Source organism: Companilactobacillus futsaii JCM 17355 (assembly GCF_001435505.1).
Taxonomy (GTDB): domain Bacteria; phylum Bacillota; class Bacilli; order Lactobacillales; family Lactobacillaceae; genus Companilactobacillus; species Companilactobacillus futsaii.
In genome coordinates, this window is the sequence record NZ_AZDO01000011.1 from 55,111 (window position 1) to 79,828 (window position 24,718).

28 protein-coding genes and 1 riboswitch are annotated in these 24,718 nt (G+C 35.7%); of the genes, 5 read left to right on the forward strand and 23 right to left on the reverse strand.

Features of this window, described 5'->3' with window-relative positions:
• The first annotated feature begins 57 nt into the window (after positions 1-57).
• A complete protein-coding gene (locus FC88_RS12545; RefSeq protein ID WP_371874030.1) occupies positions 58-183 on the forward strand; it encodes a DUF4044 domain-containing protein in 126 nt (41 codons plus the stop codon).
• 60 nt (positions 184-243) lie between these two features.
• On the opposite strand, the gene thiT is transcribed toward FC88_RS12545, so the two are convergent.
• From thiT to FC88_RS01485, 12 genes are all read right to left on the reverse strand, one after another.
• Complete coding sequence (gene thiT, locus FC88_RS01430) at positions 244-834, reverse strand: energy-coupled thiamine transporter ThiT (RefSeq protein ID WP_057812049.1); 591 nt, start codon at positions 832-834, stop codon at positions 244-246.
• 49 nt (positions 835-883) lie between these two features.
• A riboswitch (TPP riboswitch) is annotated at positions 884-984 on the reverse strand.
• A 33-nt stretch (positions 985-1,017) separates the two neighbouring features.
• Positions 1,018-1,815: a septum site-determining protein MinD gene (gene minD / locus FC88_RS01435; RefSeq protein ID WP_010020130.1), complete on the reverse strand. Its 798-nt coding sequence runs from the start codon at positions 1,813-1,815 to the stop codon at positions 1,018-1,020.
• A 23-nt stretch (positions 1,816-1,838) separates the two neighbouring features.
• Positions 1,839-2,477 carry a septum site-determining protein MinC gene (locus FC88_RS01440; RefSeq protein WP_057812051.1) on the reverse strand — a complete coding sequence of 213 codons (639 nt, stop codon included), beginning with the start codon at positions 2,475-2,477 and terminating at the stop codon, positions 1,839-1,841.
• Positions 2,474-3,016 (reverse strand): rod shape-determining protein MreD, encoded by a 543-nt coding sequence (gene mreD, locus FC88_RS01445; protein ID WP_057812053.1) that lies wholly within the window; start codon positions 3,014-3,016, stop codon positions 2,474-2,476. The genes FC88_RS01440 and mreD overlap by 4 nt, the downstream gene beginning before the upstream one ends.
• Positions 3,016-3,876, reverse strand: a complete 861-nt coding sequence (mreC, locus tag FC88_RS01450; RefSeq protein ID WP_057812055.1) for a rod shape-determining protein MreC — start codon at positions 3,874-3,876, stop codon at positions 3,016-3,018. The genes mreD and mreC overlap by 1 nt, the downstream gene beginning before the upstream one ends.
• A 45-nt stretch (positions 3,877-3,921) precedes the next feature.
• Complete coding sequence (locus FC88_RS01455; protein WP_010020136.1) at positions 3,922-4,923, reverse strand: rod shape-determining protein; 1,002 nt, start codon at positions 4,921-4,923, stop codon at positions 3,922-3,924.
• 94 nt (positions 4,924-5,017) lie between these two features.
• The gene (gene radC / locus FC88_RS01460; RefSeq protein ID WP_057812057.1) at positions 5,018-5,656 is read right to left on the reverse strand and encodes a RadC family protein; all 639 of its coding nucleotides are present in this window, start codon (positions 5,654-5,656) and stop codon (positions 5,018-5,020) included.
• Positions 5,657-5,665: 9 nt separating this feature from the next.
• On the reverse strand, positions 5,666-6,931 hold the full coding sequence (locus FC88_RS01465) for a bifunctional folylpolyglutamate synthase/dihydrofolate synthase (protein ID WP_057812059.1): 1,266 nt from the start codon (positions 6,929-6,931) through the stop codon (positions 5,666-5,668).
• Positions 6,932-7,003: 72 nt separating this feature from the next.
• Positions 7,004-9,652, reverse strand: a complete 2,649-nt coding sequence (locus FC88_RS01470) for a valine--tRNA ligase (protein WP_057812061.1) — start codon at positions 9,650-9,652, stop codon at positions 7,004-7,006.
• Positions 9,653-10,001: 349 nt separating this feature from the next.
• Positions 10,002-11,219 carry a tRNA uracil 4-sulfurtransferase ThiI gene (gene thiI, locus FC88_RS01475; protein WP_057812063.1) on the reverse strand — a complete coding sequence of 406 codons (1,218 nt, stop codon included), beginning with the start codon at positions 11,217-11,219 and terminating at the stop codon, positions 10,002-10,004.
• Positions 11,220-11,228: 9 nt separating this feature from the next.
• Positions 11,229-12,374 (reverse strand): cysteine desulfurase family protein, encoded by a 1,146-nt coding sequence (locus FC88_RS01480; protein ID WP_057812065.1) that lies wholly within the window; start codon positions 12,372-12,374, stop codon positions 11,229-11,231.
• Positions 12,375-12,450: 76 nt separating this feature from the next.
• Positions 12,451-14,139: a septation ring formation regulator EzrA gene (locus tag FC88_RS01485; protein WP_057812067.1), complete on the reverse strand. Its 1,689-nt coding sequence runs from the start codon at positions 14,137-14,139 to the stop codon at positions 12,451-12,453.
• Between the two features lie 320 nt (positions 14,140-14,459).
• On the opposite strand from FC88_RS01485, the gene rpsD reads away from it, so the two are divergent.
• The gene (gene rpsD, locus FC88_RS01490) at positions 14,460-15,071 is read left to right on the forward strand and encodes a 30S ribosomal protein S4 (protein ID WP_057812069.1); all 612 of its coding nucleotides are present in this window, start codon (positions 14,460-14,462) and stop codon (positions 15,069-15,071) included.
• A 347-nt stretch (positions 15,072-15,418) separates the two neighbouring features.
• Here rpsD and FC88_RS01495 read toward each other — a convergent pair whose 3' ends face one another.
• Positions 15,419-16,024: a DUF1054 family protein gene (locus FC88_RS01495; RefSeq protein ID WP_057812071.1), complete on the reverse strand. Its 606-nt coding sequence runs from the start codon at positions 16,022-16,024 to the stop codon at positions 15,419-15,421.
• 51 nt (positions 16,025-16,075) lie between these two features.
• On the opposite strand from FC88_RS01495, the gene FC88_RS01500 reads away from it, so the two are divergent.
• From FC88_RS01500 to FC88_RS01510, 3 genes are all read left to right on the forward strand, one after another.
• Positions 16,076-17,380 carry a replication-associated recombination protein A gene (locus FC88_RS01500; RefSeq protein WP_057812074.1) on the forward strand — a complete coding sequence of 435 codons (1,305 nt, stop codon included), beginning with the start codon at positions 16,076-16,078 and terminating at the stop codon, positions 17,378-17,380.
• On the forward strand, positions 17,370-17,648 hold the full coding sequence (locus FC88_RS01505; protein ID WP_010020152.1) for a hypothetical protein: 279 nt from the start codon (positions 17,370-17,372) through the stop codon (positions 17,646-17,648). The genes FC88_RS01500 and FC88_RS01505 overlap by 11 nt, the downstream gene beginning before the upstream one ends.
• Positions 17,649-17,735: 87 nt before the next feature.
• Positions 17,736-18,209 carry a universal stress protein gene (locus FC88_RS01510; protein WP_057812076.1) on the forward strand — a complete coding sequence of 158 codons (474 nt, stop codon included), beginning with the start codon at positions 17,736-17,738 and terminating at the stop codon, positions 18,207-18,209.
• A gap of 79 nt (positions 18,210-18,288) precedes the next feature.
• Here the strand turns inward: FC88_RS01510 and FC88_RS01515 are convergent, their stop codons facing one another.
• From FC88_RS01515 to FC88_RS01560, 10 genes are all read right to left on the reverse strand, one after another.
• Positions 18,289-19,146: a helix-turn-helix domain-containing protein gene (locus tag FC88_RS01515; RefSeq protein WP_057812078.1), complete on the reverse strand. Its 858-nt coding sequence runs from the start codon at positions 19,144-19,146 to the stop codon at positions 18,289-18,291.
• A gap of 103 nt (positions 19,147-19,249) precedes the next feature.
• Positions 19,250-19,546: a glycine cleavage system H family protein gene (locus FC88_RS01520; protein ID WP_057812079.1), complete on the reverse strand. Its 297-nt coding sequence runs from the start codon at positions 19,544-19,546 to the stop codon at positions 19,250-19,252.
• Positions 19,547-19,554: 8 nt separating this feature from the next.
• A complete protein-coding gene (locus FC88_RS01525) occupies positions 19,555-20,757 on the reverse strand; it encodes an FtsW/RodA/SpoVE family cell cycle protein (protein ID WP_056945167.1) in 1,203 nt (400 codons plus the stop codon).
• Positions 20,758-20,768: 11 nt separating this feature from the next.
• Complete coding sequence (locus FC88_RS01530) at positions 20,769-20,990, reverse strand: DUF2969 family protein (protein ID WP_057812081.1); 222 nt, start codon at positions 20,988-20,990, stop codon at positions 20,769-20,771.
• Between the two features lie 10 nt (positions 20,991-21,000).
• Complete coding sequence (yidD, locus tag FC88_RS01535; protein ID WP_057812083.1) at positions 21,001-21,294, reverse strand: membrane protein insertion efficiency factor YidD; 294 nt, start codon at positions 21,292-21,294, stop codon at positions 21,001-21,003.
• Between the two features lie 4 nt (positions 21,295-21,298).
• Positions 21,299-21,481, reverse strand: coding sequence for a DNA-directed RNA polymerase subunit beta (locus tag FC88_RS01540; RefSeq protein WP_057812085.1), 183 nt, complete (start codon positions 21,479-21,481; stop codon positions 21,299-21,301).
• An 8-nt stretch (positions 21,482-21,489) separates the two neighbouring features.
• Positions 21,490-22,479, reverse strand: coding sequence for a rod shape-determining protein (mreB, locus tag FC88_RS01545; protein ID WP_057812086.1), 990 nt, complete (start codon positions 22,477-22,479; stop codon positions 21,490-21,492).
• 105 nt (positions 22,480-22,584) lie between these two features.
• Complete coding sequence (gene murA / locus FC88_RS01550) at positions 22,585-23,907, reverse strand: UDP-N-acetylglucosamine 1-carboxyvinyltransferase (RefSeq protein ID WP_057812088.1); 1,323 nt, start codon at positions 23,905-23,907, stop codon at positions 22,585-22,587.
• 28 nt (positions 23,908-23,935) lie between these two features.
• Complete coding sequence (locus FC88_RS01555; RefSeq protein ID WP_010020165.1) at positions 23,936-24,166, reverse strand: DUF1146 family protein; 231 nt, start codon at positions 24,164-24,166, stop codon at positions 23,936-23,938.
• 115 nt (positions 24,167-24,281) lie between these two features.
• Positions 24,282-24,710, reverse strand: coding sequence for a F0F1 ATP synthase subunit epsilon (locus tag FC88_RS01560; protein ID WP_057812090.1), 429 nt, complete (start codon positions 24,708-24,710; stop codon positions 24,282-24,284).
• Positions 24,711-24,718 lie beyond the last annotated feature (8 nt).

Below are 24,718 nucleotides of genomic sequence, written 5' to 3' on the forward strand. Positions count from 1 at the left end.
AATCATTGCATAAAATGAGTTTGTGAAGTAGTATTTCACTATATATTTAATTTGGTGGTGGAATTATTGGACGATAAAAAACCTAAAAGCACTTTGACTAAAATTACACAAGTAGTCGTTTGGCTAATGATCTTAGTTACTATCGGCGGTGTAGTTTTAGGTGCGTTAATGAGTTTCATTTAAAACAAAAAATCCTCGTGGAAATGTATTTGAACACATTTCCACGAGGATTTTATTTTTATCCTAATTTTTAACCATAATCAAACGTTTAAAAATTTTATTCAATAAGACTGCCAAAATTAAGAGCATAATCATATTAGCAATAAAACTGCCACCGTTGATTGCTAAAGAATAAATCCAAGGATTCATTCCCTTAGGCGCATATGAACCCCAATAAATTCCTCCCGCAATAAAGTGGAAAAAGTATTTAGCAAAAAATCCAATAGCTGAATAAAAAATAATCAGTCCCAAAGCATTGTTGCCTTGTTCAATTGAGCGTTTCACTTGAACACTACCAAGACCAATCAACCCGACTACACCAAAGGCAACTGGATATTCAACAAAACCTTGTAAAGGATTCAAAAATCCACCGTTACTGAAACCACGAATAACCAAATCTAAGATTCCCCAAACTAATCCTGCCATTAAACCGGGTTTTAATCCTCGACGTAAGGCAAAAATTGACATTGTAATCAATCCATAGGAAAATTCCACCGCTGAAACACCAGTGGAATGTGGAATAAATGACAAGACCATCGCTAAAGCAGTGATCAAAGCACCTTCAGTAATGACGACTAAATCATTACCCGTTCCCTTACTAACATTATTGATCATAAAAAAAGAACTCCCTTCTGATTTTCGTCATCACAAGAGAGTTCGAGCTTCTGCTTGAACAACACTATCCCTACGCATGTATTAACATAACAGGTTTAAAGGGTCTGAACTTAGTTCACTCTCAGCCGAATGGCTCCCCCTGTGTTGACTTATTCAATTTACAGAAAAATTGTACCATAGTCCTTATTTTCTTCCAAACACTCTGCCCCAAAAACCGACTTTTTTTGTATGAGTCGATAAATCTAGGGGAATGTTTTCTCCAAGCATACGACGAGCAATATTTTGATAACTATGCCCAGCATCACTTTGATCATCAAAAACAACCGTCCTACCTGAATTAGAAGCAGAAATAACTTTATCTTCATCAATCACGATTCCCAAAAGTGGGATTCCTAAATGATTGACAATGTCATCAATTCGCATCGAAGTACCATCATTGATCATATTCTTTCTAATACGATTAATAATCAAATGTGGTGTGATCGGCATATTCATATTCTCCAAAATACCGACGACACGATCAGCATCGCTTACAGAAGCAACTTCCGGATTAGTAACCACTAAAGCCCCATCAGCAATGGAAACAGCATTTTGAAAACCATACTCGATTCCGGCAGGGCAATCGATCATTACAAAATCAAAACGTTGTTTCAATTCGTTAACGATATTACCAACAGATTCTTTATCTAAGACATATTTATCAGCAAACTGTGATGCCGCCAATAAATACAAATTATCTTCAAAACGTGGATCTCTGACTAAAGCCTGTGATACTACGACTCGATGTTGTGCTACGTCAACAATATCATAAACTATCCGATTGGTTAGCCCCATGACCGCATCCAGGTTTCTTAGACCAATATCCAAATCAACCATGCAGACCTTTTTTCCAAGGCTTGCCAAGACAGTACTAACATTTGCTGTGGTAGTAGTCTTTCCAACTCCACCTTTTCCAGAAGTTACAACGATTGATATCCCCATAGTTAACCTGTCCTTTTTTTAAACTAACGCTTATAATTTTTTAAATCATCAATACTGATAGAATGCAAATCATCAATGAAAGCATACTTTCCAGCTTGAAAATTTTCTTTATTATCATCAGTTACGATTTCTATCACATCAGCAATTCTTAACTGATCGACGTCTTTTAAATTGCCGAAGATCATGGCATCAGTATTATCAGGATAGCCCGCATGAACGATTCCATCGACCTCTCCAAGAATGTAAATAGAACCACTAGCTCTTACCTGAGCATCTCGGTGCAATGTCCCTAGAAAAATCAAATCGCCTTCATAATCGACTTTTTGTCCACTACGGACTATTCCCGATTCAACATTAGTTCGATTAGCTTTTAAAATATCGGCAACTTTTAAATTATCCTCAACATCTGCTTCAATATCTTTCAAAGTCAGTTGTGGATACTCATCAAAGAAACCACGGATATCGTTTTTTTGATCTTCCGTCAACAAACGATGTCCTGTCTTAACGGTAAAATAAATAACATCATCATTTTCATTAGTTGATTTGGCATTTTGTTGGATAATCAAATCTTTCATTTCCTTCAAAGCATCGCCATAATTGGCCTTATCATCAATAATGACTGAAAAGCCATTTTTATCACCTTTTAAAATGATGTCACTCATTTACTATCCCTCCGATATTTCACCATCCAACTTGATAAATTTGCTAGTGGAATGTAAAAAATGAAGAAAACCACTACGTTCCATAACAATGTTGGACCCAATGTATAAGTAATGAAATCCAATACATCAGTACTAGTTTGTTGCAACAAGCGTTCCAACAAATAAATTCCCGACTGCAAAAATGTCAACGATAAGAAATAAATTGACAAGTCGTATCCCATATTATTTTTCAACAATAAAAACTTAAAATGATCGATTCCGATCATCAAAAGTGGTAAAAGAACCGTATACAATCCAATTATTCCGTAATAATAGGAATCATACAAAAGTCCAAAGACAATCCCTAAAATTATTAGATGTCTACGATCATCGATCCTCATCGTTAACATAACTATTAACATCAACATCAACTGTGGTAAAACGTTAAAACCACCGTGATTCATATTATTCAAAAAGGCCCATTTCATTAAACCGTCTAAGTAGAACGCTATTAATAGAAAAAATACTTGTCCAACTACTTTGCGAGTTTTAATATTCATTACTTTTCACCGCTAACTGATGATTTGATTACTGTAACAACTGTGAAATTGCGCAATTCAGCTGCTGGAGTGATGTATACCGAGTTAGTCATACCGTAATTATCTTTTTTGATTCCGTAAACTTTACCGATATATAACCCTCGAGGTGTTAAACCACCTAAACCAGAAGTAATAACGCTTTGACCTTTTTTAATATTCTTTGTTGAAGTGACGTTTTCCATAACTAAATCGCCAGTATCACTGTCATAACGACTGACAACACCAGTAATATTCTTATTGTTACCTAAAATTTCAGCCGCAAATTTATCATTTAATTCATTATCAGTCGAAATCAATTCAACTTTTGAACTAACTTTATCGACTTCTATGATTCGACCTATCAAACCTTTACCAGACATAACTGGCATATTTTTCTTAATGCCACTTGTCTGACCACGATTGATTGTCAAATAGCTTTGCCAACTATTTGGTGAGCGCGACAAAACAGAAGCATTGACAGTGGAATAGTCTGTCAAAGTGCTATTAAGTTTTAATTCCTGTTTGAGTTTTTTATTTTCTTCTTGAACTACTTCTAGCTTAGCTTGATTTTGAGCCAATTCACCGATACGAGCCTTTAAACGTTTATTCTCAGTATAAGTGTTGTACAAATCAGAAAACTCTGAGGTAGCATTTTTTACAGCATTAGTTGGATAAGCAAAAACTCCACCAACCACACTAACAACATCATTACCGATCTGTTGAACCACTGGCGGTGTACTCTTTTTATCACGGATATTGACCGTTACCGCTAAAAGTCCAAAAGTTACGATAATAAGTATCATTAAAATAATCAATTTTTTATTTGAAAAGAACTTTTGCATTGCTTCCTCCTAGTAGATCAAATAAAAAAAACGGGATTAACCCGCTTATTTTTGGCGACGCATTACATCGATATTTTTAAGTGATTCACCAGTACCGATGGCCACACAATCTAGTGGGTCTTGAGCAATGAATACGGGAACTCCAGTTGCTTCAGATATCACTTCAGGTAAATGATGTAACAAAGCACCACCACCGGTAAGCACGATACCATGATCGATAACATCGGCGGCAATCTCAGGAGATGTTTCCTCAAGAGTTTCTTTAATTGTTTCGATGATTTCTTCAACGTTTTCGTGAATAGCTGTGGCAATGTCTTCACCAGTCAATGAGACTGTCTTAGGTAGACCAGTTACTAAATCACGACCACGAATTTGCATTGATTCAAGTTCTTTTGATTTCTCGATTGAAGCTGAACCAACTTGGATCTTAACGTCTTCAGCTGTTCTTTCACCGATTTGAAGATTGAAGTTTGATTTAATATATGCAGAAATTGATTCGTCAAACTTGTCACCAGCAACTCGAATTGAACGTGATGAAACGATACCACCTAATGAAATAGTAGCAACATCAGTAGTACCACCACCAATATCAACAACCATGTTACCAGTTGGGTCCATAACGGGAAGACCAGCACCGATAGCAGCTGCAAATGGTTCTTCAATCACATAAGCTTCACGAGCACCTGCATGTTGTGTTGCTTCGATGACAGCACGTTTTTCAACTTCTGTCACACCACTTGGAACACAAACCATAACTGATGGTTTTGAGTTATTAGCAGTCTTTTCGATGAAATACTTCATCATGGCTGCGGTTGTGTCATAATCGGCAATTACACCGTCACGCATTGGACGAATTGCAGAAATACTACCCGGTGTACGACCAATCATTTCACGTGCGTCTGAACCGACCGCAACGATTTCTCCAGTGTTGTTATTTTTTGCAACAACTGAAGGTTCATTTAAAACTATACCTTTTCCTTCAGCATAAACTAGAGTATTTGCAGTTCCCAAGTCTATACCGAGCTTCTTTGATCCAATACCAAACAATTTATTTTCTCTCCTTTAAAGTACACACCACATTTTACGCTAATCAAAATTATATCATAGAAAACGTCGAATGAAAGTACGACGAAATCATATCCTAAATTAAATTTAAAGACTTTAGACTAGAATATGCTTTTTTCGTAATAATTAAATGGTCTATTAAGTTTATTCCTATTAAATGGCAACATTTTTGTAGCCTCAAACTGAACTCTTGATCGTTTTGCGAGAACATCAGTGAACCATTAGGATGGTTGTGGGCAACCAATACTTGTGTTGCCGACATCCCAATTGCTTCTCGTAAAATATCACGTGGATGAACCGTCGCTGAATCGACTGTACCAATAAAAATAATTTTTTCTGAGATCACATGATAACTATTATTCAAATATATTGCTATTAGCTTTTCTTGTGGAGCATTTCCAATTTTTTTAATTAAATGTTGACCCATATCATCGACTGAAACAGTTTCTTTAGACAAGGTGTCAGCTTGATTTTTTCTTGATCCTAATTCTATTGCCGCAAGTATTTTGCAAGCTTGTGCCACACCTACTCCATTAAAAGACATCAGTTGCTCTAAACTCAAGTTTAAACCATCAGATTCATAAACTATTTGCTTTGCAAGCTTGGTTACAGAATATTTTTTAGTTCCACGGCCTAAAATTACCGCTAATAATTCTTCATCTTTTAATGTAGTGACACCATAACTTAAAATTCTTTCTCTTAAATTTATCATCATATCTTAAAATTACGAAAAATAATTCTCTAAATCTGAAACCAAATAAAACGAACCTGTAATTAATAATAATTGATCATCAGTCAATCGAGAAATAATTTTCTGTAATCCGGTGTGATAATTTTCAACAAACGAAACATTAGAATATTGCGATAAATTGTAGTCCTCTTTAGTAGCAGAACGTGCCATATCGAGCTTTGTAATATAAATATGCTTAGATTTCGGTACTAATTCGTCCAAAATATCATGACGATCTTTATCCTTCATCCCTGCATATAGAACAATTATATCCTTATTTTCATAATTTAATGACAAAGAATTGATTAAATTGTAAATTGCTGAAATATTATGAGCACCATCCAATAATATCAATGGTTTCTTTTGAACGACTTGAGCTCGTCCTGGCAGTTGATAATTATCAAGGTTATTCCTGATCAAAGCTACATCCAAATTCAATCCATGTAGCCTTTGATATTCTAGAAATGCTCGTATCGCAATCGAAGCATTAATTGCCGTAGTTTTTTCAAATCCTAAGCAAGTCATATCTTCTATTGATAGCTTATCATCATAATATATAAACAATAAAGAAAAATCATTATTTTTATACTTTTTTATTGAAAAATCACGTCCATAACTAAACAACGGACTGTTCAAAACCTTTGCTTCAGCTTGAATAATACCTTGAACTGATTCATGCAATTTTCCAGTTATGACAGGACGACCAGGTTTGATAATGCCCGCTTTTTCTTTGGCAATATCTTGCAAGGTTGGTCCAATTAACTTTTCATGATCTAAATCAATCGAAGTAATAATTGAGAGAATTGGAGTTATGACATTAGTCTTATCATGTCTAGCACCAATTCCAGCTTCAATTACGGCGACGTCGACACGACCACGGAAATAAAAATAACCCAAAATCGTAACAAATTCAAATTCTGCTAAAGGAATTCCAGCAACTTTTGCCTTAATATAATTAACTTCTTTGACTAATTCATCATTAGAAATGTATTGATGATTAATTTGAATACGCTCATTAAATTCTTTGATAAAAGGCGACGTGAACATTCCTACCTGCTTACCACTAGCCTCAAGTAAGTTTGCTAAAAAATTGGTGGTCGTACCTTTACCATTAGTCCCAGTAATATGAATCGTTTCATAACTATTTTGAGGATTACCTAATCGACTCAGAGCTTCTTCAATATTGTCCAAATCATTCGTACGTTTGAATTTAGGCAAACTATGAATAAATTTTAATGTTTCTTCATAAGTTTCTAACAATATTTTTCTCCAATTTTTCTTAAATAAAAAGGGCTGGACTTTTTCCAACCCTCATTATTATATACTCAAATATTATTTATTAGCTTGCAATTGTTGAATTCTTTGTTGCACCTTAGCTTGACGTGATTGATAATCAGCTAATTTTTCTTTTTGTTCGGCAACTACTTTTTCCGGAGCCTTTTCAACGAAGTTCTTATTAGAAAGTTTCTTATCGATACGTTCAATTTCTTTATCAAGTTTAGCACTTTCTTCATTTTGACGAGCAATTTCATCATCAATGTTGATCAATTCAGCCAAAGGAACGTACAATTCTGCACCATTAGTAACAGCAGTCATTGCTAGAGCTGGAGCTGTAATATCTGTTGCAACTTTCAAATCCTTTGGATGCATGAAGCGGTCGATATATTCTTTATTGTTCAAGACTACACTTTTGACCGACTCATCTTGAGGTTTTATCAAGATATCAACAGCCTTAGACATTGGTGCATTGGCTTCCAAACGAATCTTTCTCAATAACTTGATCAAGTCGATCAAAATATCCATTTGATTCATAGCATCAGCATCGTCAAATTCAGCATGATCTTCTGGATACTTAGCTTGCATGATTGACTTACCGTTATGTGGCATTGTTAGCCAAATCTTTTCAGTAACAAATGGCATAATTGGGTGCATCAATCTCAAAGTTTGATCCAAGACATAAGTCAAAATCATCTTCTTTTGTTTCTTAGCAGCTTCATCGTCACCAGTTAGAGTAGCTTTACTCATTTCGATGTACCAGTCACAGAAGTCATTCCAAATAAAGTTGTAAAGGCTACGACCAACTTCACCAAATTCAAAGTTATCCATCAAACGGTTAACTTCTTTAACTGTATGATTCAATTTAGCTAAGATCCACTTGTCAGACAAATCATAACTAGTTACTTGTGAAAGATCATCCATAGCAGGAGTGTCGTCGTCAAGGTTCATGATAACGTAACGAGAAGCATTCCAAATCTTATTGATAAAGTTCCAAGCAGAGTCCATCTTGTCATAGCTGAATCTAGTATCTTGTCCTGGAGTTGAACCGTTCATCAAGAACCAACGCAAAGCATCAGCACCGTACTTTTGAATAACATCCATTGGATCGATACCATTACCAAGTGATTTACTCATCTTGCGACCTTGTTCATCACGAATCAAACCGTGGATAACAACGTGGTCGAATGGTTTCTTACCAGTAAATTTCAAACTTTGGAAAATCATTCTTGAAACCCAGAAGAAAATAATATCGTAACCAGTAACTAAAGTATTAGTTGGGAAGTAACGCTTGAAGTCTTCAGCGTCAGTATCTGGCCAACCCATAGTTGAAAATGGCCATAGAGCACTTGAGAACCAAGTATCAAGCACGTCTTGTTCTTGATCCCAGTTTTCAATATCCTTAGGGGCTTCTTCCCCAACGTAAGTTTCACCGGTCTTCTTGTTATACCAAGCTGGAATTTGGTGTCCCCACCATAGTTGACGAGAAATTACCCAATCATGAACATTTTCCATCCATTGTGTGAAGGTATCTTCAAAGCGGTCTGGTACGAAGTTAACTTTTTCGTCACCCTTTTGATTCTTCAAAGCCATTTCTGCAAGTGGCTTCATCTTAACGAACCATTGTATTGATAGTCTTGGTTCAACTTGTACGCCAGAACGTTCTGAATGGCCAACACTGTGAACATAAGGTTCAATGTTGATCATATAACCTTCATCTTGTAGATCTTTAACGATAGCTTTTCTAGCCTCAAAACGATCCATGCCATTGTATTTACCGGCATTTTCGTTCATTGTACCATCAGCATTCATTGTGTTGATGCGTTTCAAGTCATGACGATTACCAACTGCAAAATCGTTAGGATCATGGGCTGGAGTGATTTTAACCATACCAGTACCAAACTCTTTATCAACGTAGTGGTCAGTGATAATCGGAATCTTACGATCAACTAATGGAACGACAATTTCTTTACCAACGATATCTTTATATCTTTCATCATCAGGAGCAACAGCAACGGCCACATCGCCAAACATAGTTTCTGGACGTGTTGTAGCGATTTCAATGTAACCTGAGCCATCGGCATATGGATACTTAACATGATAGAAAGCACCTTGGTCATCCTTGTGGATAACTTCAATATCTGACAAAGCAGTTTGTAGTTGTGGATCCCAGTTAATGATATATTCACCACGGTAGATCAAACCTTCGTTATACAACTTAACAAAGACTTTACGAACAGCTTTTGATAAACCTTCGTCCAAAGTAAATCTTTCACGTGAGTAATCCAATGAAAGTCCTAATTTACCCCATTGAGACTTGATGATAGAAGCAAATTCATCTTTCCACTTCCAAACTTCATCAACAAATTTCTCACGACCTAGATCATAACGAGAAATTCCTTGTTCACGTAATTTAGCTTCAACCTTAGCTTGTGTAGCAATTCCGGCGTGATCCATACCAGGTAGGTATAAAGTGTCAAAGCCTTGCATTCTCTTGTAACGAATTAAAGTATCTTGAATCGTTGTGTCCCAAGCGTGACCCAAGTGTAACTTACCAGTAACATTTGGTGGTGGAATAACGATTGAATAAGGCTTAGCTTTCTTATCTCCAGAAGGTTTGAAAACATCTTCGTCTAACCATGTTTGGTAACGACCTGCTTCAACTTCTTGAGGATTGTATTTTGTATCCATGTCGATTTCTCTCATGTTGTTTCCTCCGTTTTTTACTCTGTAATAACTTAATAATGCAAGGTATACGGATGCTTACGTATCCCCATAATATCCTCTAAGTGACAAAGTCACTAAGAGGATATAAAAAGAGCATCCATCCTTAATAGGACGAATGCTCGCGGTACCACCTAAATTAAGAGTTTTCACTCTTCACTCTACAGATAACGGTGGCCCGATCATTTAATGATAGCTCACAGGCAACAATCAATTGATTCGATTCGGCAATTCTCAACAACATGCCTTCTCTGAAATCTCTTCAATCAACCCTCCTGCTCAAAGCTGATATCCTGATAATAAAACATTCTTTATTAAACGTCAATTAATTTTATAGCAAACTGCTGATGTTTTCTTGATCACTTTCCATGAACTTGTCGCCGTGTTCGATGGTTGTGATCTTGATACCATCCATTGCACGTTGAATTAATCCGTCAATATCTAGAACACTCTCGAAGTGACGAGTCTTTTCGATACTTGGACGTGTCTTTGGTGATGGTGGCGCAAAGACAGTACAGCAGTCTTCGAATGGTTGAATTGAAAGATTGAAAGTATCGATTTTTTCAGCTAAACGGATGATTTCTGTCTTATCCATTGTTGCCACAGGACGCAAAATCGGTGTTGTCGTGACATCGTTAATTGCGGCCATACTTTCCAATGTTTGTGAAGCAACTTGACCGACAGCTTCACCATTAAAAATTGCTAAACCATGTTCTTTTTCACGAATCATATCAGTCAATCTCAACATGAAACGACGTTGAATCGTCATCAAATATCCTTCAGGAACACTGGATTTGATTGTTTCTTGAATTTCAGCAAAAGGAACTTCGATAAACTTGATATTGCCACCAAAAGCAGTCAACTTAGAAGTTAATTCTTTAGCCTTATTCAAAGCTTGCTCTGAAGTGTATGGAGGACTGAAGAAGTGAACCATTTCAATGTCAACACCACGCTTCATAGCAAGGTATCCAGCAACTGGTGAATCGATTCCACCAGATAGCATCAACATAGCCTTTCCAGCTGTACCAACGGGGAGCCCACCAGCACCTTTAACTGTTAAGTAGGATAAATAGATTCCATCTTGACGAACTTCGACAGAAATCTTGATATCAGGACGTTTCATCTCAACATCAATTCCTGGGAAAGCTTCACAAATAGCATCCCCTAATTGCAAGTTGATTTGATTAGTATCCAGTTCATAAGTCTTGTCCGCACGTTTAGTTCCCACTTTGAAACTCATGCCAGGCTTATAAGCTTCATGCATCATTTCAACAGCTTTTTTCTTAACATCTTCAAAATCACGAGAAACCTTCACACTGAGTGAGAAAGTTTGGATACCAAAGACATTCTTTAATTTTTCCATTACGGGTTTTGCATCGACACCGTTTAGTTTAATGTGTAGACGATCACGATGTGGTTGCATTCTAAGATCAGGGTAATCCTTCAAAACTTTAGCTACATTTCCGTGAAGACGGTCGATGAAGCTTTTACGGTTTTTACCCTTTGTTGACAGTTCGCCGTAACGAACCATAATTTCAGTATATTCCATATGTTTCTCCTAGTTCAAAATTTGGAAATGATCGTGAATTTCATCTAAATTTTTAATGAATTCATCCATTTCTTTTTCAGTATTGCTCTCGTCTAAACTAACACGTACAGCACTAGTTGCGACATTTTCTCTAACATTCATTGCCTTTAAAGTACCTGATTCCAAACCTTTTTTAGATGAACAAGCACTCGTTGTCGAAATGTAGATATCACGATCTTCAAATGTATGGACGATTGTTTCACCACGAACGCCATCGATTGTAAAACAGATAATATGTGGCGCAAAATTATCAGCAATTCGTGAAAAGACGTGAACGTTATCCATTGTTTTTAGATGGTTAACTAATTTTTCCTTTAGTTGTTCCATTTTATCAGCTTTTTTAGCCTCATCTTCTTTTAAAAGACGAATAGCCTTAGCCATACCTGCAATTGCCGGCGTGTTTTCAGTACCGCTACGAAGGTTTGATTCTTGGCCACCACCAGCCATTAATGGTTCGAGTTGTTTACCTTCTTTCATATAAATAAAGCCGATTCCACGAGGTGCATGGAACTTGTGGCCAGAGAAAGTATAATAATCGACGCGTGGGTCCATGAATTTATCTTGAATATTCTTACCAATTGCTTGAACTGAATCAACGTGATAACTGATATTTGGATAGTCTTTTAAAACATTAGCAATCTCATGGATTGGTTGAATAGCACCAATTTCATTGTTAACTGCCATCGTTGAAACTAAAATCGTATCATCACGAATAGCATTTTTTAGATCATCGGCACTGATATGACCTGTTTTATCAACTGGTAAATAAGTAACCTCAAAGCCTAATTCTTCAAGTTGGTGCATCGTATTCAAAACAGATGGATGCTCAATTTGTGTGGTAATAATATGTTTACCAAATTCACGTTTCTTAAAAGCTGTACCTTTGATGATCCAATTATTACCCTCGGTACCACCACTGGTAAAAACGACTTCATCTTGTTTGAAGCCCATTAATTTTGCGATTTGTTTACGAGATGTTTCCAATAATTCATAAGCTCTTAGTCCTAACTTATGCAAACTAGAAGGATTACCAAAATATTCTTCACTAGCAGCATTGTAAGTTTTTAGAACTGAATCATTAACTTTAGTTGTTGCACTATTATCAAAATATATCATTTTTGCCTCACCAAAATAAAAAGGCCTCAACGGCCCAAATTTTCATCTATTATAATTTAACACACTTTTAGAAAAATTAAGAATTAATTGTCTCTTTTATTCGGTCAACTGAACCAGATTCAACTTCCTCCAAGGCTTTTGAAATCACATCAACCGACTCTTGATAAGAGTAGTCATCATCAAATAATGAACGTGCATGCGTCAATTCATTATCAAAAGCATCATCTTTATTCGCATAACGATTTGCATATTGGAGCAGTTTTTCAGCCAATTGGACATTGTATTTCAACTTAGAAGTTTTCTCAACCAAATTGTTTAGATCTTCTTGAGTGATGATAACTGCCTTACTAATATCTTCCATATTAATTTGATCAGCATCTAAATCATCATACAGTTTGTTGATTTCATCATAAACCATATAGAAATAGTCAAGATAATCGTCAGGTAGGCCATTTAGTCGTAATTGTTCAATCATTTTCTTTTGAATCTCTAAACGTTTGGCGTATTCATCAACACTATTACGGGCAATTTGTTCACTAGTTAGCATTTGATTGAGTTCATCATTGATATCTTTTTCACTAGTTTCAATTTCATCCAATTCCTTAACGATGTTTTTAAAATCAGTTCTAACTTGCGAAAAAATCACTTGTCGGTCAGCAATACTTTGAACATCAGCATCGTACTCACGACGAACTTCATTCAAAGTATCAAAATTACTCTTAAAAGTATCCAAGGTCTTATCTGTTAAAATATAACCTTCTTGAAGTTTTTGAATTCGTTTGTCCAAGCGATTATGTTGGAAAACCGCATGATTGATATAATCTAGAACCGGTTTTTGTTCCTTTAAAACATCACGTTTACCATCAATCTCCAAGGTCAATGTTTCGTATAAATCGTCAATTCTTTGTTTGATATCTTCATTATTAGTATTGACGGCATCAAAATTCAATTCGCCTAACTTGTTATCTGATTCCTCAATTTCTTTTTGAACTTCTTGAATCAAAGCAACGATATCATCATTAAATTTGAAATGTTGTTTGTCTAGCTTTTGGAAAACAAATTTAATTTCATCAACTTGACCTGGGAAGACCTCATTTAAATCATGAAATAAAGGTTCAATAACTTTCAATTGGTCTGTGATCAAGCCTAATTTGATTTTAATATCATCCAAAATTTGACTAGCTTCAATGTGATCGCCTTTAGTGGTCAATTGCTTTTCATTATCCAATAAGTTAGCAATTTCTGATAACTCATTCTCTAATTTATCAGTGGCTGGCCCATAACTAAATGACTGTGTCAAAACTTGCTTACGTAACGTTTGATATTTCTTTTGTAATTCTTCACTATGAGTAGCATTCAACTCGTTGCTCTTCAGCAATTCATCAAATCCTTGCGAAATTCGGGTGATTTCTTCTTCAAACTGTTTCAAGCTGGCATTAACCTTTTTTAGATCACTATTAGCTCCAAAAACCTTGAATTCAGTATTTTTATATTCAGCCCCACGCATTTGCCTAAGAATATCCGAAAAGATCTCCTCTTCTTGCTTGTGATATTCAACTTTTAACTGATTAAAACGGTCATCGCTGGCACCAGACAGTTTCATTTTCGTTAATTTTTCTATTTTGCCTTCTAAGCGGGCTTCTTTTAAATGATCAGTTCTATCCTTATACTCATTTAGCGTAGAAGCATTTTTCTTCTGCAAAAACCACATGTACCATAAGAAAAATAGAACGATTAAGATTATTCCAATAATAATTACAAACACATTTACACCCCTAATGACGATTCAGTCTTGTCTCTTTAAAATTATAACAAATATTACTCCTATTATTATCTAAGTCAGCTTTTCATAATAAAGTTTTAAACTATTCTCAAAATAATTTTGACAATCACCTGTCATCACGGTATACTAGCCTTCGTGTAAAATATGCAGCAAAGAGCGGCAAGAACGTCAACAGTTATCGACGATTTAGTTCAATCAGTAACCTGTGGCTGCACAAGGTGAAATTTGTAACGATAACTGCACGAATGCTAAGCTCTAGTTAATTATTTTACTCCAGACAAACATTTTGGAGGAATTAAAATATGTCAAGATATACTGGCCCACGCTGGAAATTATCACGTCGTTTAGGTATCTCACTTTCAGGTACTGGTAAGGAAATCGCTCGTAGAAATTACGCCCCTGGTCAACACGGACCAAATGGTGGCCGTCGTAAGATCTCAGAATACGGTCAACAATTAGCTGAAAAGCAAAAATTACGTTTCATGTATGATGTTAACGAACGTCAATTCCGTAACCTATTTAACCGTGCTGGTAAGATGGATGGTATCCATGGTATCAACTTAATGATCCTTCTTGAAACAAGATTGGATAACGTTGTTTACCGTTTAGGTCTTGCAAGTTCACGTCCACAAGCTCGTCAACTTGTAAACCACGGTCACATCATTGTTGATGGCAAACGTGTTGATATCCCTTCATACGAAGTTCAAGTTGGTCAAAAGATCAGCCTTCGTGAAAAGTCAAAGGACCTTGCTATTGTTAAGGAAAACCTTGAAAACGTTGTTGGTCGTCCTGGTTTTGTTAGCTTCGACGAAAACACATTGACTGGCTCACTAGTACGTAACCCAGAACGTGACGAACTAGAACCAAACATTGACGAATCACTAGTTGTTGAATACTACAACCAAGTACTTTAATATTTGGACAAAATACATTCACTCTTTGGTGGATGTATTTTTTTGCGCTAAAAAAAGACCTTACTGAAACACTAACACGTCCCAGTCAAGTCTTTTATTTAAATTTGATTTTGCTGAAAGATCTTAGGATTAGCAGTAAACCAACAATACTAGCCACTAAACCGATCCACCACATGATTCCAAAGGTTTCGTTAAAAAATAATTGGAAAAATGCTAATGTTACTATTACGCCAAGCCAAAATTCCGCACATTTATACCACTCCATCTTTATCATCCCCTAATGATATCTCTTTAATTCAACATCATTATAGGATATCTTTTATACAAATCAAACTAATAATAAAAAATTAATTTTGTGAAGAAATTTCTTGATTGAAATCGACCAAATATTTACTCAATTGTAAAAATTTTTCTTTTAATAATTGATCATAATTTCCATCTGATACTGTCTGAGAACTACTTAATAATTCAAAACCAACTACTAAATCACTAGATTTTACATTTTGATAGTGCGTGATGATTTTTTCAAAGTTATCAGCTGGCAATAATTGGCTGGAAGTATGATCATTAGATACTCCCCAGCCTTCACTAACTATTTTCTTTTGATACTTTCTTAAAATTGGATAGTACTTTTGGCGGTCACGAATATCTGCTAAGAGACTAAATGTGATAAAATAACGGTCTGGCCACAAACCAAACTCTAAATGTGGTGTTTTTTTATAACCTTTTTTATCTTGATTAATAGCCAACCATGTATCAGGAGGTGGATTTTTGGTCCTCCTTTGATGCTTAGCTATTTTCATAAAGAATTTTTGTTGATACTCATCTTCTAGATGTCTTAATAAATCTGAGCCAAAAATTTCAAACTTTGGATCAAGATTTGCTTTAATTAAATCTAAACGTCCAGATAATGTCATATCCTCAAAAACTTTAAAATCATTTTTATCAAACATGTTCTCAATCCTTTGTTGTAGAATATATGTATTAATTATATAGGAGGAGCTATGCAAAAACCATTAGCATATCGAATGCGCCCTACTAATATCGATGAAGTTGTGGGTCAGAAGCATTTAGTCGGACCACATAAGATCATTCGTCGGATGGTTGAAAGTAAAATGTTATCCTCAATGATCCTTTATGGACCCCCAGGGATTGGCAAAACTAGTATCGCCAGTGCAATTGCTGGCTCTACTAAATATGCTTTTCGCATGTTGAATGCTGCAACTGATACTAAAAAAGATCTACAAATTGTAGCTGAAGAAGCTAAAATGAGTGGTACCGTTGTGTTAATGCTCGACGAGATCCATCGCTTAGACAAAACTAAACAAGATTTTTTATTGCCATTATTGGAAAGTGGCTCAATTATTTTGATCGGTGCTACAACTGAGAATCCATATATCAATATAAACCCTGCTATTCGCTCTAGAGTCCAAATTTTTGAATTGAAGCCACTTAATAGTGATGACCTAAAAAAGGCCGTTAAACGTGCTTTAAATGATTCAGAGAACGGTCTAGGAAAATATCATGTAAAACTTGATGAAAATGCGCTTGAACTATTAGTTAGTTCGACAAATGGTGATTTGAGGAGTATTTTAAACGGCTTAGAATTATCAGTTCTTTCAACTAAGCCAGCAAAAGATGATTTAATTCACATCGACTTACAATCAATCGAAGAATCAGTTCAAAGAAAAGCTATCTCTTCTGACAAAGACGGCGACAGTCACTATGACGTTATGTCAGCTTTTCAAAAATCGATCCGTGGTAGTGATCCTGATGCAGCAATTCTTTATTTGGCTCGTTTACTAGAAGCTGGTGATTTGACCTCAGCCATTAGAAGATTAATGGTCTGTGCCTATGAGGACGTGGGATTAGCTAATCCTCAAGCCTGTGCTAGAGCTGTTCAAGCATGCCAAGTCGCTCAAATGGTCGGTTTGCCTGAAGCTAGGATTCCACTAGCAGATGCTGTAATTGACTTGTGTCTGTGTCCCAAATCAAATTCTGGTATGGTTGCTATCGATTCAGCTTTAGAAGATGTTCGCAGCGGCAAGGCCAATTCCATTCCTGACGATATCAAAGATGCCCATTACTCTGGAGCCAAAAAACTCGGTCACGGCGTTGAATATAAGTACCCCCACAATTATCCAAACTCTTGGGTTGAGCAACAATATTTACCTAATAACTTACGCAATCGCCACTATTACCAACCAAACAATACCGGTAAATACGAGCAAGCTTTAAACCTTAGAATCCAACAAATACAATCTTGGAAAAAGAATTCGAAACGGAGTCAGAATAATTATGATAATTAAAATTTTAATGATCTTTTTTGTGATTTTTTTATTAGCTTTAGCCTACATCCTTTGGTCACATAGTAGTGGGAAATTTTTAATTTACTCACCGGATGAAAATTTAACCCTTAAAAATGTCATGCGCTATACAGCAGTATTATTAGTTTTAGTCGCTATCATGGGAATTGCCATTGCTTTCTTTGGAAGTCGTGAAGCTAATTTCATCACATTATTATTAGGAAGTTTGATTGCAGCAGGATTTTCAATTTATTTAGCAAATATACGTTAAATATCGTTGGATTACTGTATTTATTTCCCTAAATAAACTAAAATGAAATTATAAAAGCAGTAATATTACATTAACGGGGTGATACTTATGTTACAACAATATAAAAACATTCTCGTACCAATTGATGGTTCATTTGAGGCAGAATTAGCATTTAAAAAAGCTGTCGAAGTAGCTAAGAGAAATAAGGCTGCGATCCATTTAATCCACGTCATTGATACTAGAGCTTTCCAAAACGTTTCTAGCTTCGATTCAACAATGGTAGAACAAATTACTGAAAAAGCTAAAGAGACGGTTAAAAAATACGTTAAAACGGCTAAAGATGCCGGATTGGACGAAATTGACTATAGCATTGAATATGGCTCACCAAAAGCCATCATTGCTACTGACTTTCCAAAGAAGTTAGGTGTCGATTTGATCATGATTGGTGCTACTGGTCTTAATGCTATGGAAAGACTTCTCATTGGTTCAGTTACTGAATACGTAACTAGAACAGCTGCTTGTGATGTCTTGGTAGTCAGAACCGACTTGAATAATCAAACAATTCAAAAACCAAAGAAATAGTAATATTAAAAAGAGGATCGATTCTGAAAAGAATCGACCCTCTTTTTTTTGGTTGAAATTAATAAACTTATTTTTTTATTTAAAAGATATTCAAATGCATATCTTTCATTTTAATCTTTAATTTTTCAAAAACTGTTTTATTTTCACTGATGCTTGAGATTACATATGCTTTGATATAATCCTCGTCAGTCTTTTGACCTTCACGAGTACCAGCATCTGCCAAGTAGCAGTACATTTCATCTAGTTTGAACAAAGTTTGTTCTCTTCTAGCAATGAAGATACCTTCGTTAGCATATTCCATAGCTTTTTGATTTTCATCTAGTTTCAATGACAAGTCAGCCATGTTGCTATAAATCAAAATACTATCGTGGTAATTTTCATCGCCAATCTTATCAAGACTTGACTTAATGAGATCTTTTGCTTGATTGTAATAAACTCGAGCTTCGTCCATTGACTTCTTGTTGATGTATGCTTTGGCAGTAAAGACATCGATTAAAATGTCATACATATCCACATTAGCAATATTGACATTCATAGCTCGGTTGAAGTCAAAAATAGCTTTGTCATAATTCTTGCTAGTTACATATTCAATCAATCCATTGAAGAAGTGGATCAATTTGATTTCTTGCTTATTATTGACATTGATGTTTTTTAATTTACCCAGTTTGTCACTGATACCTTCGAAGTCATCTTGATAAAATGATTTCTTAATATCACTAATGATGGAATATATTTGACTATCGTCATTGACGATTACAAGGTTCATTGTGATACCCAGTCTTTCACAAATGCGAACCAAAATTTCCATGCTTGGAATCTTGTCTTTTTTTTCAATCAGGCTGACAGTTGCCTGTGTACAAATACCATCAGCTAACTCAGATTGAGAAATTCCTCTGAGTTTTCTGTAGTGGCGAATCTTTTCACCTAAAATTTTCATTCTAAACTATCCCCATTCATTTATTAATTCCATGGATAATTTAAACAGTTATTAAAAAATGTTGCAAGAAATAAGCAACGATAAAAAGATAAATTTTAAAAATTTAATTATTTACTTCAAAGAACCATGCATCTTTTTCACTACCATTTAATAATTCAGGATTATCATTTAATTTATCGTTTACCTTAACGATTTTCCCGTCAATTGGTGATTCTAGCTCTATAACAGCCTTTTGAGCTTCAATCTCACCACTGGATTCACCTTTTTTAATTTCAGAATTTAGATCAGGTAATTCAACATATTTGACATCGCCTAAAGCTTCTTGAGCCTCTTTTGTTAAGCCTATACGAGTTGTCTTGTCACCCTTTTTTATCCAATAATAATTTTTCTTTTCACTCATAAAAATTCCTACCTTTGCTTAAAAGTACCATTTTCAAACATATAACTCTTATGATGGAATCTCATCGACATTACTAAGCCAATACCGATCATATTACCTAACAAAGCTGAACCACCTTGCGAAATAAACGGCAACGGAATACCTGTCAATGGCAATAAACCGACACTCATACCAATATTTTCGAAAACGTGGAACAAAATCATCATGATTACACCAGTTGATACGTAAGCGTAAAATTCATTCTTAGTATCAAAAGTAACTTGAACCATTTGATAAATTAATAAGAAATAAAGCAAAATTAAAACACATGAGCCAATAAAACCAAAATTCTCACCAATAACGGAGAAAATCATATCAGATTCACGAACAGGGACATAAACATTAGAAACATTAAAGCCCTTTCCAAACAACTTACCAGATCCGATAGCTTTCATATTCTGCCAAATCTGATAACCGTTTTCTGACGTATCAGCCGACGGATTACGCCAACTATCAATACGAGCAAATTGATAAGATCTAAAGCCAAAATGTCCTAAGATCTCACGGCCCCAATCAGTTGTAGCAAATAACAGAGCTGTTCCACCGATCACGGCAACAATCAGAAAACCAGTTAAGAGGATCCGCCAATCGATTCCTGAAACTAAGATCATTCCACCTAAAATGGCTACGAAAACCAAAATAGTACCAAAATCATTTTGTAATTTCAAAAGAACCATGACTGGCAAAGTCCACAAGAATAATTTGCCCAATAAGATAAAGTCGTTTTTTATAGTGTGAACTTGATATTCACTGTTATGATTAGTAATAACTTTTCCCAGCATCAGTATATATGCCGGTTTCATTACTTCTGATGGCTGAAACGTAAATGACCCAATAGCAAACCAACTCTTAGCACCGGTACTGGCGGCATACGAGCGGCTATAAAAAATCAAAACTAAGAACAGCAAAGCAATCCCGGCAAAATAAGCATAATTAGCTACTTGCCACAGTTGCTCCGCATCAAATTGCATGATAATTGCTATCCCAATTGCACCGATAACATACCATGCTAACTGTGAAACTACATTTCTTAATGGATTTTGTGAATCCTGAATCGTGGCTACGTAAATAGACATTAGTCCAATCATCGCAAGCATCATCACAGAAAAAATAATTCCGTAATCGATTCGAGAATCCACATCATTCTTTTTTCTATTTTCTCTTATTTGCATATTTACACCTGCTAATGATTATGTAAATTATATTGCATTAACAATTCATTGATTGCATCGTCCAATTTTACTGATTTGAATGGAGTATCATTACTTTCGACAAATGAAAGATAACGATCTCCATCTTTTTTTATGGTACCAATATATTTCTTACGATCCCAAAGTTCATAAGTTTCAGGATCATCACTGATATCTTTTAAGTTGATTTCAACTGTTTTTTTTCTATTAGACATTAAATCTTTCCTATTCTTTGCTATGAAATTTTTTGGCGATGATTTCATCTTCATATTTTTCAGGATGAGGGTTTCTAAAAATAGTGAAATTATCAGGTACTGGGTCTACTCCGCCGCGAACAAAGGGATTACAACGTAGAATACGTGCTAACCCCATGACCGTACCTAAAATTCCACCATGCTTTTTAACCGCATCAATAAAGTAAGTCGAACACGTTGGATAATAGCGACAACTAGGTGGCAAAACTGGCGAAATAAATTTCTGATAAATACGAACTATTCCAATTAAAAGTTTTTTTAGCATCTAGTTACCTTAAGAATTCAAACATGTGCATCCATGTTCCTGGCCATAAAACAGCCAACGGATTTGAACCACCTAGTGCTGATCCAATCAACATACCTAAAACCAAGAAAATGAGCATTAATAATAATACCCAGCCAATTTTTTTAAAAATATCACGACGATATTCTTTGCCAAAGTCTCTTTTCATTTTTCACCCTAGTATTTTTGATGTTTTTCAATATGATCCAATAATACACCTGTACCTAAAGCAACGGAATCTAATGGACTATCAGTCAAAAGAACTGGTACTTGAAGCTTTTCAGACAACAACTTATCTAAGTTCTTCAACAAAGCACCACCACCAGTCAACATAATACCTCGATCGATAATATCACCAGATAATTCTGGAGGTGTTTGTTCCAAAACATTTTTAGCTGCAGCCACGATTTGATCAACTCCGTCAGCCAAAGATTCTTGAATTTCTACTTCATTAGTAGTTATTTCCTTTGGTAAACCAGAAACGATATCGATACCGCTAGCTGAAAATGTCTTACTTTCATCAGCATCCATGACACAACCAATTTCCATCTTGATTTGTTCGGCTGTTCTTTCACCGATAATCAAGTTGTGATGTTGCTTAATGTAAGCTTGAATGGCACTAGTCATCTTATCACCAGCAAAACGAAGTGATTGACTAGTTACAATGTCACCCATTGAAATAACAGCGATATCACTTGTACCACCACCAATATCAATAACCATGTTTCCTTGTGGTTTGAAAATATCCAAACCAGCTCCAACAGCAGCGACTTTTGGTTCCAATTGAAGATAAACTTTACCGCCACCAGCTTGCTCGGCTGCTTCGATAATCGATTTTTGTTCAACCGGTGTTACATTCGTTGGTGCACAAATCATAATTGTTGGCTTCGAGAAACGTCCACCGACATTTAGCTTTTCAATAAAATATTGAAGCATTTTTTCAGTAATATCAAAGTCAGCGATTACACCGTCCTTTAAAGGGCGAATAGCTTTAATGTTAGCTGGAGTTCTACCAACCATCATATAAGCGTCTTTACCAACTGCTACTACATCATTGTTATTTGTATTGATTGCCACAACCGAAGGTTCATTTAAGACAATTCCTTCACCTTTGACATCAATCAGTACATTTGCTGTACCTAAATCAATTCCTAGATATTTCGACATACTATATCCTCCAAAATCTGAACACAAAAAGTATATCATAACCAGCCTAATCATTAAATTGCCAATAAAAAAAGAAAGTGGTTTTTCCACTTCCTTAAGCGAACTTTAAGCCAATTTTGTAACACTTGGTATTGTATTCAATACTAATCTTTCTCTACCAGATTCATCAATTGAGACTCTTCTGATTTTAGCACCTAAATCTCTTAATTTTTCAGTGAAATGATAATATCCACGGTCCAAATATTGAAGGTTTGAAACTCTAGTTTCGCCTTCAGCAACTAATCCTGCTAATACTAGTGCTGCAGCAGCACGTAAATCAGTAGCAGCAACGTTAGCACCACTTAATTGCGCTGGACCAAACATAATAACTGAATTACCTTCAATCTTATAGTCGGCCTTCATTTTTCCAAATTCTGGGAAATGCATAAATCTATTTTCAAAAACCGTTTCAGTCATAACCGTAGTTCCAACACTCAATAATTGAGCCAAAGTCATTTGAGCTTGCATATCGGTTGGAAAACCCGGGTGTGGCATAGTTTTAACATCAACTGGTTTTAATTGATTAGTTCCAATAACGTGAATTCCATCATCAGTTTCTTCAATTGAAACGCCCATTTCGATTAATTTGGAAATCAAAGGACGATTGTGTGCGCCAACAGCGTCTTTAATAAAGATATCACCATTTGTTACCGCAGCAGCAACCATGAAGGTACCGGCTTCAATCCGATCTTGCATGATTGAATGTTCACATCCATGCAAAGTGGATACTCCCTTGATTCTTACGGTATTAGTACCGGCTCCAGTAACATCTGCACCCATCTTGCTCAAAACATTGGCAAGATCAACAATCTCGGGTTCTCTAGCAGCGTTGTCAATAACCGTTTCACCATCGGCTAAAGTAGCTGCCATCATAATGTTTTGTGTTGCACCAACACTTGGAAAATCTAGATAAATATTAGCTCCGTGCAAACCATCAGTTTTTGCATCGATGAAACCGCCTCTTTGGCTGAATTGTGCACCCATAGCTTCTAGACCCTTAAGATGCAAATCTATCGGTCTAGAACCAATTGCACAACCACCAGGCATTGCAACATGGGCTTCCTTATTACGAGCTAGGAGAGGTCCTAAAACAACGATTGAGGCACGCATTTTGTCAACCAAGTCTTCTGGTGCAGTTGTAGCAGTTCCATTAGATGTATCAACAGTCAAAACCTCGTCAGCCTCATCATAAGAAACTTCGGCATTTAGAGCTTTTAAAACTTTAGACATCGTTATAACGTCCGATAACGGAGGGATATTAGTCAAGAAGGTCTTACCTTTTGAGGCTAAAATAGTCGCCGCCAAAATTGGTAAAGCGGCATTCTTTGCACCTTCAATTCTTACAGTTCCTTTTAATTGCGTAGGTCCATTAACGATTATTTGTTGCACAATATTCTCCTCCAAAACCTGGGATCATTTAAAAAAGTAAGGTTATATTTCGAGCTAAACTAAAAATACTCATGAAAAATGAACTAACTGTATAACCTAGAGCGATTGCTATAAACGCTACAAGTAATTGTAACATTTTAGGATTGGTTTTGTTATAAATCTTTTTCCAATCAACTACTTGTAAAACGTTGAAGCTGATCCAAATAAATATAACATGACTTATAAGCGTTATTATGGCATTTATTCCGATATTTGTCATTTTATAAACCTCACTTTTCTAGATAGTAACATTTTTAATCAAATTATTCTGCTAGAAGTCAAATACTTTAAAATTATTTAAAACAAAAAGGACTAGGTTTCCCTAATCCTTTGAGTTAATTTCTATGCGAACTTACGTTAATTCTATTAATAGCCTTACGCAAGGATACTTGGGCACGAGCCAACTCATCAACGTTGTGTTTTTCTTCCGCAACCTTGATAGTATCTTCGGCCTTTTGCTTAGCATATTTTGCACGTCTTAAATCAATGTCTCTAGCTCTTTCAGCACTGTTGGCGACGATTGACACTAGATCATTGCTAAACTCCAAGAACCCGCCATTTACAGCGATTGAATCTTCATGGTGAGGTTTGTCCACACGACGGACACGCACTTCATCAATAACCAAAGGAGCGATAATTGGCGCATGGTGAGCCATAACACCAATTTCACCATCAATGGTACTTAAAACAACGAGTTTTGCATGATGATCATAAACAACACCATCGGGAGTAACAATATTGACCGTCATAATGTTTTCAGCCATATTATCTC